The organism is Candidatus Desulfolinea nitratireducens, assembly GCF_982879505.1.
Window position 1 is genome coordinate 1 of sequence record NZ_CEYOSI010000099.1, and the last position, 11884, is coordinate 11884.

Annotated in this window: 10 protein-coding genes and 1 pseudogene; 7 read left to right on the forward strand and 4 right to left on the reverse strand. The window is 47.4% G+C overall.

Annotated features, from left to right (window positions below):
- The 3 genes from AC3DOM_RS10005 to AC3DOM_RS10015 form a co-directional block, all read right to left on the reverse strand.
- A partial coding sequence (locus AC3DOM_RS10005; protein ID WP_487918904.1) for a ParA family protein occupies nucleotides 1–265 on the reverse strand: 265 nt, incomplete at its 3' end.
- A gap of 115 nt (nucleotides 266–380) precedes the next feature.
- Nucleotides 381–584 (reverse strand): hypothetical protein, encoded by a 204-nt coding sequence (locus tag AC3DOM_RS10010; RefSeq protein WP_487918905.1) that lies wholly within the window; start codon nucleotides 582–584, stop codon nucleotides 381–383.
- Between the two features lie 405 nt (nucleotides 585–989).
- Complete coding sequence (locus AC3DOM_RS10015) at nucleotides 990–1757, reverse strand: hypothetical protein (RefSeq protein WP_487918906.1); 768 nt, start codon at nucleotides 1755–1757, stop codon at nucleotides 990–992.
- A 147-nt stretch (nucleotides 1758–1904) separates the two neighbouring features.
- Here AC3DOM_RS10015 and AC3DOM_RS10020 point away from each other — a divergent pair, with 147 nt between their 5' ends.
- The 4 genes from AC3DOM_RS10020 (at nucleotide 1905) to AC3DOM_RS10035 (ending at nucleotide 6063) form a co-directional block, all read left to right on the forward strand.
- Nucleotides 1905–2084, forward strand: a complete 180-nt coding sequence (locus AC3DOM_RS10020; RefSeq protein ID WP_487918907.1) for a hypothetical protein — start codon at nucleotides 1905–1907, stop codon at nucleotides 2082–2084.
- A 9-nt stretch (nucleotides 2085–2093) separates the two neighbouring features.
- Nucleotides 2094–2396 carry a helix-turn-helix domain-containing protein gene (locus AC3DOM_RS10025; protein WP_487918908.1) on the forward strand — a complete coding sequence of 101 codons (303 nt, stop codon included), beginning with the start codon at nucleotides 2094–2096 and terminating at the stop codon, nucleotides 2394–2396.
- A 104-nt stretch (nucleotides 2397–2500) separates the two neighbouring features.
- Nucleotides 2501–4219 (forward strand): recombinase family protein, encoded by a 1719-nt coding sequence (locus tag AC3DOM_RS10030; protein WP_487918909.1) that lies wholly within the window; start codon nucleotides 2501–2503, stop codon nucleotides 4217–4219.
- 20 nt (nucleotides 4220–4239) lie between these two features.
- Nucleotides 4240–6063 (forward strand): recombinase family protein, encoded by a 1824-nt coding sequence (locus AC3DOM_RS10035; protein WP_487918910.1) that lies wholly within the window; start codon nucleotides 4240–4242, stop codon nucleotides 6061–6063.
- Here AC3DOM_RS10035 and AC3DOM_RS10040 read toward each other — a convergent pair.
- Nucleotides 5993–7048 (reverse strand): annotated as a pseudogene (locus AC3DOM_RS10040) (YifB family Mg chelatase-like AAA ATPase); the annotation flags it as partial. The gene AC3DOM_RS10035 and the pseudogene AC3DOM_RS10040 sit on opposite strands and share 71 nt — an antisense overlap.
- Before the next feature lie 226 nt (nucleotides 7049–7274).
- On the opposite strand from AC3DOM_RS10040, the gene AC3DOM_RS10045 reads away from it, so the two are divergent.
- The 3 genes from AC3DOM_RS10045 to AC3DOM_RS10055 form a co-directional block, all read left to right on the forward strand.
- Nucleotides 7275–8792: a hypothetical protein gene (locus tag AC3DOM_RS10045; RefSeq protein ID WP_487918911.1), complete on the forward strand. Its 1518-nt coding sequence runs from the start codon at nucleotides 7275–7277 to the stop codon at nucleotides 8790–8792.
- Nucleotides 8793–9085: 293 nt separating this feature from the next.
- On the forward strand, nucleotides 9086–10738 hold the full coding sequence (gene hutU / locus AC3DOM_RS10050) for a urocanate hydratase (RefSeq protein WP_487918912.1): 1653 nt from the start codon (nucleotides 9086–9088) through the stop codon (nucleotides 10736–10738).
- Nucleotides 10739–10821: 83 nt separating this feature from the next.
- Nucleotides 10822–11884, forward strand: a 1063-nt coding sequence (locus AC3DOM_RS10055) for an acyltransferase family protein (protein WP_487918913.1), incomplete at its 3' end; no start/stop codon positions are given.

The window sequence follows — 11884 nt, forward strand, 5'->3', positions numbered from 1 at the left end:
AAAGATAGAGACCCTCCCGCCCGGACGCGCGCACCCAGGACTGGACAAAGCTGCTTTCCTGCGGCGAATTGCCCATCGTGAGCAGGTAGAAGACGCCCGACTCCGGGCTGCGCCCTAAAGCCGTTGCGGATTGTCCTTGCGGATCCAAATCCACCAGCAGGACTTGCTTTCCTCGCAGCGCCAGTCCATGCGCCAGGGAAACGGCGGTGGTGGTTTTACCCACCCCGCCTTTTTGGTTTGCAATACAAATGATTTTTACGGCCATAATAATCCTTATGAAAATGAGATGAAGAAATCAGAAAAACAGACGATAAACCAGCACGCCGAACAGAATGGAACCCAGAAAGATTGAAAAACCGATAAAGATGGATGCCAGCATATCAATCCCCTAGATTGAGTGGCCTCTCCGTAAGAGGCACAGGAGTGGTGGACTTGGGGTCTTTTTGATGCAGCAATCCGAGGCGCTCCAACTCTATCCGGATGATCAGAGATGCTTGTGCCTTGATCACGCGGTATTCACGTTGGGCCAGATTGCTAAGTGCGGAGAATTCTTCTTCGCGCAAATAAATGATCAGTTTTGTCATGTGTACCTCGCTTGTGTAGAATTAAAAAAAGAGCCGTGCAAGGACTCTTTTAACAGGCGGGGTTAGAAAAACATGGGTATTTAATTGGTAGGAATAGGGTAATAAATGGATTCCCCCCAGATAAAGAATATCGGGTTGTAAATAAGTTCAGGATTCAGGCAGCAAAAGGGGAAAAGCGTCGGCTTTTAACAGAAAGCTGAAAAGGTTGAGGCGAGCTCTGTCAGGAATGACAAATTTTTCCGTGACCGAAGAAAAGTGTATACGCTATTTTTTAGGCAAATTTTCTGCCCCGTATCATTCCCCCAAATTCGCGGTGAGCGTACCTGTCCGATGGTGTGACGTAACCTTTGATAGACAAATCGAGCAGGTCAATAAAACCTGCCCGAAAAAGAAGTCCTTATTTCTTTATACTTTCCTTGATTTTCTCTCATAATATTTCTTGAAAAGTTTAAGCAGATTGGGGTCTGTCATTTCGCCGCTTTTTACCATGCGTTTTGCCTCTTCCAGGGCAAGATCGCGCCATGTTTTACGGTAGGCTTGATCCGATAAGATCGGAGAGCCATCGGCCGCTACCCCGAGATATTCACTGATCACATCACCCAAAGAATATTCATCCCATAATGGATCAGCGCTTTCCCACTTAAGCGCAACAGGCACCCAGCGCCCCACAGGAAAAGTAGGGCGGCGACCACGTTGGCGTTTTTTTGGTTTGGACGACGGGGGATTTTCCCTCTCTTCAGAGAGAATATATTCCTTGATTTCCTCAATGGTAGGGATGGACTCAGGTAGGGTTTCATCCGGGGAAACCTCTTTACGAATGGCTTCTGGCTCCGCTTCTTTACCATCCAGATATTTTCTTTCGTACTTCCACATCCGGATAATGAAATTCAACCAACGCGTACTGGCAACCGTATGAAGGGGCAGGCGATCCTGTTGGATCATCCGGTCTATTCGATGCCCCAAGCGAAAGCCAACAGAGACTAAAAAGAGAATGAGAGCAAAGCCAATTGCCGACGCCACCTGGGCAATTTCAACACCTGCCGCCCGGTACAACTTTTCATAGAACCAGAATAAAGCATACCCTGTCCAGAGAAAACTGAAACTCAGCATGCCATATAAAGCCCACTTTTGGGTGCGTCCATATTCTTTACGGATCAAAGCCTTTTTTTCCATATAGCGGTATTTTACCAGCCATTCCAAACAAATGAAAACCGCGCTTCCTGATTTATTACCGTATTTCTACAAATCAAAATCGCCTTTTTCTTGCATCGCGGCAAGTAAAAATAGGGCAGCACTTCTTTTTTACAAGAAAGGATACGGATGTCCACTACCACTCAATCTCCACCTCAAGAAAAAGAAACCCCTGCGCAGGGAAAGGTTTGCATACCCGACGTCGCTCAACTCAGCCCCCAGGAACGGATGCGTCTGGATACTGCGGTAATGATCCTGGTCGATTACCTGCTTGCCGCCAGCGGGCAACAGACCCCAAAGAAATCCTGAAGTTATGCTATGATTTCCCTCATGGACTATCTCACCACACAGGATGTTGCAAAAAAACTGGCTGTCAGCCGGCAACGGGTCTTGGCCCTGATCCAGGCGGATCGTCTGCCCGCGACCAAGGCTGGACGAGACTGGCTAATCCTGCCAGCCGACCTGGAAAAGTTTGAAAAACGTCCTCAGGGGAACTACAAGCTCACGGAAGACCAGAGCAAGCTTATCCGCCGCCTGGCACAAGAGGGGCAACCACCCGAAGCCCTGGCAGAGCGTTTCAAGGTTTCCATCCGTACGATCTATCGTCATCTGAATAAATAAGCAAAAGCAAATTCCTTTTCGTTTATTCTCTATGGATTTCTTGTGTCGATATTATTGTTTATATATTATAATAATGACACAGATGTTCTAAAAAAGGAGCCCTGATGTCTATTTCACAATTTTTCAAAACAGAATTTAATGCTCTGGCAAAAAATGGCATGATCGGTCATCCCCAAGGGCAGCCTGCCTTTGGCTATCTACGGGTTTCATCCGCTGGGCAAGCAGATGAAGGGCGTTCCGGGCTGCCGCGCCAGATGATGCACATCCACGAAATTGCCTTTGAGCATGGCCTGAAGATCTCCTGGCAGCATATCTTTGCCGATGATAATTCAGGCTTTGAATTTGCGAACCGTCCCAACCTCTCCCGCCTACGCACGGCTTATAAATCAACAGCACGCCTTGCCCATGCTGTTGTCATCGAAGACCTGGATCGCCTTTCCAGAAACGCAGACTGGCATCAGGGCTTTTTGCTGGATGAAATGAAACAATATGGGGTCGAACCGCTTTTTTGGAAGAAGTTTTCCTCCCGTATCGAGCGTGCCGTTATGGGTGCGATCGCGCAAGACGGGATGGAACAGGCAAAACGCCGTATGGCAGAGGGCAATATCCACAAAGCCAAAAGCGGGCGTGTGACCGCAAGAGTGCCTGCCTTTGGGTATAAGCTCGTGGATTCCAAGGGGCGGGAAGGGGAGACAGTAAAGAAAGACAGCCACTACGCCATCCGTGAAGATGAAGCCCAAATCGTCCGTCTGGTTTACAAACGGGTTATTGAAGGCTATCCCTTGCGAGGCTTGGCAAGAATGCTCCAGGAAAAATATCCCCCACCTAGAAACGCAGCGAATTGGGAAGGGCGCGCCTTGTATAACATAATCAAAAACCCTGCCTACAAAGGTGATTTTGCTGCCAACCGTAGAACAGAAGTGAAGGTCCCTGTAACCGTTAATACGGGCAGTCTGACTGGACCTGTAGTGAAGATGGTCAAGAAAAGAGTTGCACGTCCAAAAGAGGAATGGATCATTGTGCCAGTGCCCGCGATTGTTTCAGTGGAGGAATGGGACCTGGCAAATAATATCCTTTCAGCAAATAAAAAGACGAACAAGCGCAGTTCTAAATCCCATTACCTGCTGACTGGTTTCACTCGCTGTGCCAGATGTGGCTATAGCTACTCGGGGCACAGGAGGATATATCATCGCAAGGATGGTGAGAAGACGATTACCAGCGGATATGGTTGCAATGCCAAATCGCCCCGAGTACCAGCTTTTAGCGAAAGGGTTCAGTGTGACAGCAGTCAAATTTCCTCCAAGGTATTGGATCCGGCTATCTGGAATATTGTCTGTCAAGTCTTGCTCGATCCCCAAATTCTGCTAACTGCTTTGGAGAAGGAATTCATGGGGAAACGCAACGAGCAAACTTCTCGCCAGATCGATTTTCTGGAAAGTCAGATCCGCTCGGCAGAGAACGAGGACGAGAAACTCTACAAAGCCTATATGGCCGGCGTCTTTGATGAAATTGAATTTGCAGAGCGCAGGAAGCTGGTCAAAAAAAAGGCAGAGAAACTCAAACAGGAACTCGCCCAACTCAACGGAAGCCTGATCAGCCCGGAGAACTTTGAAGCTAGAAAACAGACCATCTTGTTGATCTGTCAGACCGCCCAAGAGAATGGCTTAGCCGAAGATGCGCCTTTTGAAATCCAGAAGCGGATCATCAAGACGGTCGTCAATAAAGTTACCCTGGATACCGTTGAGCGCTGGTTCGAATTGGACGGGATTATTAAAGGGCGATATCCACTACCCCCAAAAGGTTCTTGGAAAAGTAAGTCCTGATCTTTAGGAAGGAGAACAAGATGCCTATTCATGATTTTTTCAAGTCAGCCTTTGACGCCCTTTCAGTTAACGACGCGCTTGGACACCCGAATGGTGAAATAGCCTTTGGGTATTTACGGGTCTCATCTTCCGGGCAGGCAGAGGATGGGCGCTCTGGGCTGCCTCGCCAAGTAACCCATCTTCACGAAATCGCATCCAAGCAACGACTGAGAATTCCCTGGGGCTATGTGTTTGCTGATGATGATTCGGGCTTTGATTTTGTTCATCGCCCGGATCTTTCCCGTTTAAGACAGGAATATCGCAATCCTGAACGCAGCGCGCATGCTGTGGTGATTGAACACCTCGATCGTCTGTCCAGAAATGCCGACTGGCATCAGGGCTTTCTGCTGGATGAGATGAAGCAGTTCGGACTGAAGGTGGTCTTTTGGAAAACTTTTTCATCCCGTATTGAGCAGGCTGTCATGGGGGCAATTGCTCAGGATGATATGGAAAAAGCCAAGCAGCGCATGATGGAAGGGAATCTCCACAAAGCACGCAGTGGCCGTGTAACTGCAAAAGTCGCAGCTTATGGCTATAAGTTTGTCGACTCAATGGGACAGGAAGGACCAGCGGCCAAACGAGATACACACTACGCTATTCGTGAGGACGAAGCCGAGCCTATCCGCTATATCTATAGAAAAGTGATCGAAGGTTATCCCATGCGGCGGATTGCTGTAATGCTTGAAGGCAAGTACCCGCCGCCCAAACGCTTTAAGTATTGGGAACCGAAAATGGTTGCCAAAATTATCAAGAAACCTTTGTATAAAGGGGAATTTATTGCCCATCAGATGATGGAAATAAAGGTGCCTGCAAAGAAACAGCCAGACAATCTGACAGAGGCAACTGAAAAGCTGGTTGCAAAGCGGGTACAACGCCCTAGGGATGAATGGATTGTTGTCCCTGTGCCTGCGATTGTTTCCTTGGAAGATTGGGAGAAAGCAAATCAGCTCGTTGCAAATAATATAGGGCGAAGAAAGCCAAAACACCCTTTCCTGTTGACAGGCTTGGTTATTTGCGCAACCTGTGGTTATCAATATATTGGTAGACGTAAAGTAGAAAGACGTGAGGAGAAAGAGTATGTGCTAACCAATTACCGCTGCGCAGGCAGAGCAAATCGTGTAAAAGCGGTACGAGAGAAGATTGGCTGCGATCAGAAGCAGACTTCTATGAGAAGACTGGACGAATCTGTATGGACGGCAATTTATGAAGTTCTTCTCCATCCTGAAATCATGATTGATGCCTTGGAAAGGGAATATCAGGGAGAGACAAATAATCAGCTCCGCGCACAGATTGACTTTCTCGAAAGACAAATACGGGAAGCAAAACAAGAAGATGAGAAGATGTACAAGGCTTATCTCATGGACGCTTTTGACGCCGATGAGTATTCTGAGCATAGAAGTGCGTTGAAAGATCGGTTATATAAACTGCAGGATGAAGCGAGAAAATTAACTGAGAAATTGATGTCGCCTGAAGAGTTGGAAGAAAAGAAGCAAGAGATTTATATGATCTGCCAAAATGCTGAAAAGAGTGGGTTGGTCTTTGATGCGCCCTTCGATGTCCAGAAAAATATTATCACGACGATAGTAGATAAAATCATCTTGGATGCCAACGCAAGCACCTTTGAAATTCAAGGAGTGCTTCGAGGGCAGTACCTATTTAATGACGATGGAATTGTTGATATTGGAAACGGCGGGGGAGGTTTAGGAATAAAAGGGTCGGTTATATGTAACCCTAAGGGCAGGGGTTCATCGCTGCGATCAACTGGAAGTTTGCAGGAAAAGTTAGTGAGCCTTGGGCACGGCTGATGGTGACCAATTTATCTTCCATCGGTTGGCGCATCACTTCGAGTACGCGTGAGCCGAATTCGGGGAATTCATCCAGGAATAATACACCGCGGTGGGCGAGAGAAATCTCTCCGGGGCGGGGCCAATTGCCGCCGCCGACCAAACCTGCATGGCTGATGGTATGATGCGGCGCACGAAAGGGACGTAATTGCATTAAAGGAATATCGGCGGGGAGTTGATCTGCGACCGAGTAGATCCGGGTCACATCGAGGGCTTCTTCAATGCTCATTCCGGGCAAAATGCTCGGCATGGCACGCGCGAGGAGGGTTTTGCCTGCACCGGGCGGTCCCATCAAAAGCATATTGTGCGAACCCGCAGAAGCGACTTCTAGCGCTCGTTTGACGTGTTCCTGCCCCTTGATCTCGGAGAAATCGGTCAGGTTACCGGGGATGGGGATTTTGTCCACAGCGAGAGCTGTTTGGGCTTCGATCTTTTTTTCACCGATCAAATGCCTGTATAGCTCGGAAAGTGATTGTACCGGAATCACCTCCAAATCGGGGATGAGGGCGGCTTCCGCTGCGTCCACCTCGGGAACAAATATCCGCTTAAATCCCTCTGCTCTGGCAGAGGCAGCCATTGGCAGGATCCCCTTCGAATGACGAACTGTGCCATCCAGAGAAAGTTCGCCGATGACCATGGCTTTATCCATGCTATCGGGCGGGACGAGCATCTGCATCAGTAATACGCCAAGCGCAATCGGAAGATCGTAGGTCGGTCCTTCTTTGCGGACGGCAGCGGGGGCGAGATTGACGATGATCCGTTTTCGGGGATAGGGCAGACCGCTATTTTTGATAGCAGCCTGGACACGCTCGCGACTCTCTTTGACGGCGGCATTTGGAAGCCCCACAATATCGGTGCCAGGCAAACCTCGTGTGGTATCGACTTCGACTTCAACGACGACACCTTCAAGACCAACAACAGCGCAGGAATAAACACGAGAAAGCATAGCTTGAGTTTAGGTTAATTTGGGCTGGGAGTCAATCGGAACATACTTGAGATTAGAGTAAAAAAACACCTTGATTATGCTACAATATTCCAGATTATTTCTACCTTAATCAGGGTATTTAAAGGAAAAGGTGATGAGAGTTAGTAAACAAAGGTTTCTGTTATTCCTGTTTTGTATGACACTCACTATTGGTGCGTGTCGTGCTCCCGTCACATCCACCCCAACAATGCCATCCCCAAAAAACATACCTGAGGTTGTTTCGACGGCATCGAACACTCCTGAACCAACCCCAACACAGGATCTTGTGGATACTTCCTTCTACAGCCCTGAAATTGCATCGACATCCACAGAAACCATTTATGAACAACAACAACGTGCCACGCTTGGAAAGACAGATACTTTCTTCTGGCCAGACGGAAATATTGGTCTCGTTCCCTTTGATGGACAATTCCGTTTTTTTGCGGCAAACAGCACACGCTCAGCCGTCAGCGTTGGGACACTGGATGATCCGGGAAATATCGTTGAAAACCATAGACTCACTATCGCAGGTGTAGACTCGGAATTCTCTTACGCCTCAGGTGGTCCCGTTTATCGTGACCCTGATAGTGGGTTATTGTTGATGTTCTATCACGCAGAGCGGCATCTGAATGGGAATGGCTCCATTTTTCATGCATCAATTGGCCTTGCTGCTTCACAAGATGACGGACAAACTTTCCAAAACCTGGGGATTATTCTAGAAAACAATGCCCCTCCTGATGCAAAAGCACCTTGCTGTGCTGACATGGGCGGAGCGACGTACACGATTAAAGACGGTCAGTTCCTGGTATATTTCCGCGATCGGCTTGAAGATTTAAACACAATTGAACTTGCTGTTGCGACCGCAGCGGTGGATGAAGTCATCGAAGCTGCAAAGAATGGAATGGTCACGCCCTGGTCTAAATATAACAATAATGGACAGCAGCAACCGGGAATTTCAGGATTATCTTCACCATTAGAAGCGGGCAACCCTCCCACAGATTGGTTCAGTATTTCTTATAATATGTTCATTGATCGCTATATCATGGCGATATTGACACACGTTCGTTCTGATACGAATAACTATCAACTTTATTTAACAACATCCGAAGATGGTTATCAATGGTCGCCGCGAGTGCTATTGATGGAGTTTAATGGGGAAATGGCATACCCTACAATTATCGCTCCCGATGGTAACCCACTCAATACGTCAGAAACGTTTTATATTTATTACGTCACGACCCCAGTGGGTGTAACTCGCTGGCATAACACGAAATTTGAACGTATGACGGTCACGCTCAGCGGGCAGATGTTGGAGCCGTCTCATGGATGGGAATTCGAAGATGATGCTGAGGGCTGGAAACCCTTATATCACATGGATACGTTTGAAATCCAGAATAGCGCATTGATTATCCAGGCGACGGGAAATGATCCCTATATGGCATCTCCCCCACTCGGAATAAATGGTGACACGTATAAAAAAATTGAAATTCGTATGAAGACTGGGCAAAGCGGTACAGGGCAGTTTTTCTTCACGACTAAGGAATTCCCATACCATGTAGAAGAAACTTCTGTAGCCTTCGATGTTGATGAATCGGATGAATATATAACTTATACAGTCGATATGTCTGCATCGGAAAACTGGAAAGGCATCATTGGAGATATACGATTCGATCCAATCGATCAGGCAACGACGATTGAAATAGATTATATTCGTCTGATTCCTTAGAGCAATCTGAGATAGGTCAAAAAGAGTTGTTTATGGGCAAATTAAAATGATGCTCTCGCTGGATTTGCAATCCAGCAGCTTTTGCCAGAGAAACAGGGATTACGAATCATCTTTGAGCATTTTTTACCATTACCTAGAAGGATAAGAAAAACTTCGGATGTCTCCAAGATTTCCGAAGTTTTTCTTTAGTCGTATAATAGAAGTGGAATTATTAAGTTGTTAGAAAACAATTCACAAGTAATTATTCTTAACCATAAATATGCCAACTTTCTAACCTTCAACCAGGAGTCTCCATGTCCGAACCCCGCGTAGTCCATCCACCAACAGGGACCGAACTAACCTGTAAAAACTGGCTTATCGAAGCCGCCTACCGCATGATCCAGCATAATCTTGACCCTTCAGTTGCTGAAGTACCCGAAAAGCTGATCGTCTATGGCGGTCGCGGCCAGGCTGCCCGAAATTGGGAATCCTTTGATGCCATCCTTGAATCGCTCAAAAATCTCGAAGAAGATGAAACCCTCCTTGTTCAATCGGGCAAACCTGTCGTGGTTTTCAAATCTCACACCGATGCACCGCGAGTCCTGATCGCCAACTCCAATCTTGTCCCCGCCTGGGCAACCTGGGATCATTTCGACGAGCTTGCTGCCAAAGGCTTGATGATGTACGGGCAAATGACCGCCGGTTCGTGGATTTACATCGGCACCCAGGGCATCCTTCAAGGCACCTACGAAACCTTTGGCGCGTTAGCGCGTCAGCGCGGATGGAATTCTCTGGCTGGCAAATTTGTATTAACTGCCGGATTGGGGGGAATGGGCGGCGCCCAGCCTCTGGCTATCACAATGAACGAGGGCGTTGGTCTGTGTGTGGAGGTAGACGCGGCCCGTGCCCAGCGCCGACTTGAAGATCGCTACGTGGACGTTGTGGTTGATACCCTTGATGAAGCTTTGGAATTGGTTGAGGAGGCTGTTTCCGCCAAGAAATCTCTCTCCATCGGCCTGGTCGGTAATGCTGCAGATATTTTCCCCGAACTCGTAAAGCGCGGCATCATCCCGGATGTGGTCACAGACCAAACCTCCGCACATGAAGCCTTATTCTATGTTCCCTCAGGTATTAGCGTAGAAGAAGCCGATGTGCTCCGCGAATCTGACCCTGCCAAATATAAAGAAATGGCACGCTCTTCGATGGCGAAACATGTCGAAGCCATGTTGGCGCTCCAGAAAATGGGCAGCGAAGTTTTCGATTATGGCAATAATATCCGCCAGCAGGCCTTCGATCATGGTGTCAAAAATGCCTTCGATTTCCCCGGCTTTGTGCCCGCCTATATCCGCCCCCTCTTCTGCGAGGGGAAGGGCCCTTTCCGCTGGGTGGCGCTTTCAGGTGACCCCGAAGATATTCTCCGCACAGATGAAGCCATTTTGGAGCTTTTCCCCGATGATGAACATCTCCACCGTTGGATCAAGATGGCGCAGGAAAAAGTCGCTGTGCAAGGATTACCTTCCCGCATTTGCTGGCTGGGGTACGGAGAGCGCGAGCTGGCAGGCCAGGCCTTCAACAAACTCGTTGCCGAGGGCATCGTAAAAGCCCCTATCGTGATTGGTCGCGATCACCTTGACGCGGGGTCTGTTGCCTCGCCAAATCGAGAAACAGAGGCGATGCTGGACGGTTCCGACGCAGTCTCAGACTGGCCGATCTTGAATGCGCTGATCAACGCCGTCGGTGGCGCGACCTGGGTATCATTTCATCATGGAGGCGGAGTGGGGATGGGCTACTCACAGCACGCAGGACAGGTTATCGTTGCAGATGGCACGCCCGAAGCTGCCGTACGTCTCTCACGGGTGCTGACGACTGATCCCGGTATGGGGGTTGTCCGCCATGCGGATGCAGGCTATGATATCGCCATTGATGCGGCCAAGCGGCATGGGATCAAGATGCCGATGTTGAAGTAAAAAGAGAAAATGTGGAAGGGCAAATAAGCGTTTGCCCATTATTGGCTTGAAATTTGTAAAAATGACATGATGGAGATATAGCTATGCAAAGCCAGCAGACAAGATATTATTGGGTTGATATTCTTAAAGTCTTCGGTATCTTTCTGATCTATTATGGTCATGTTTTGCAGAGAACATATCGTCTTAGTCCTGATGCGGTTTTTTTTCAATACAAGCTAATATACGCTTTCCATCTCCCATTGTTTTTTTTCATTTCAGGCTTCTTCTATAAAAATAACAAAGACTCGAAGTTTACAGAGATCGGTGTCTTGTTTCAGAAAAGAATATTCCCTGTTTTGCTATTTTTGGGAATTTCATTCTTGATTTGGCCAGTGTACCTGTACGTAAAATTTGGGGAGATCGACTACGATTTCTTGATCCAAAATCTGATCTTTCTTTTGGAAGGAAAACCCCATATAAGCGCTACTCTATGGTTTTTGGTTTGTTTGTTCGTAGTGGAAATTTGGGCCTTATTATTGCTCCCTAAAATAAAAACTGTTCTTCAGGGGATTCTTCTTTCTTCTTTCTTTTTATATATTGGTTATGTGTTGACGGCAATTCCTGAACTTGAAGCGTACTATATCTTGCCTAAAAATTTTTGGTATATTCACGAATCTGTTTTGGCTTTTGGATTTTACGCAATGGGATACTCAACTTTTAGATGGATGAAGAAATTGGTCGAATTAAACCCAATCCTGCGGATTGCCTTGCTCATATTTTTTGGGTGGGTCACGGTCTGGTCTGTCAATCTTAATAGCCCATCTGATTCCTTTGTGGTGGTATTAAAAGCTTCAGAGCATGGAAATTTATACTTCTTTCTCTCAGCTTTTTCAGGAATATTGGCAACAATATTCCTGGCATCCTTTATCCCAAGGAGCAGGTGGCTGGATTATATTGGAAAAAACACATTAATATTGTTAGGAACCAATAGTTTGTTTATGTCGTTTTTTAATTCTCATATAGTTGGATGGCTGGGGCATCAAGCATCTACAGCTTTGGTTATCTTTGATAGTCTTTGGATCTCTGTCCTGACGATTGGGCTAAGTGTTCCGGTGATTGAAATCCTGAACAGATGGTTGCCGCAGTGGGTGGGAAAACCTCAAATGG

Coding starts and splice junctions, on each gene's coding strand:
- AC3DOM_RS10010 (WP_487918905.1), bottom strand. CDS start 584: ATGACAAAACTGATCATTTATTTGCGCGAAGAAGAATTCTCCGCACTT.
- AC3DOM_RS10015 (WP_487918906.1), bottom strand. CDS start 1,757: ATGGAAAAAAAGGCTTTGATCCGTAAAGAATATGGACGCACCCAAAAG.
- AC3DOM_RS10020 (WP_487918907.1), top strand. CDS start 1,905: ATGTCCACTACCACTCAATCTCCACCTCAAGAAAAAGAAACCCCTGCG.
- AC3DOM_RS10025 (WP_487918908.1), top strand. CDS start 2,094: ATGATTTCCCTCATGGACTATCTCACCACACAGGATGTTGCAAAAAAA.
- AC3DOM_RS10030 (WP_487918909.1), top strand. CDS start 2,501: ATGTCTATTTCACAATTTTTCAAAACAGAATTTAATGCTCTGGCAAAA.
- AC3DOM_RS10035 (WP_487918910.1), top strand. CDS start 4,240: ATGCCTATTCATGATTTTTTCAAGTCAGCCTTTGACGCCCTTTCAGTT.
- AC3DOM_RS10045 (WP_487918911.1), top strand. CDS start 7,275: ATGCCATCCCCAAAAAACATACCTGAGGTTGTTTCGACGGCATCGAAC.
- hutU (WP_487918912.1), top strand. CDS start 9,086: ATGTCCGAACCCCGCGTAGTCCATCCACCAACAGGGACCGAACTAACC.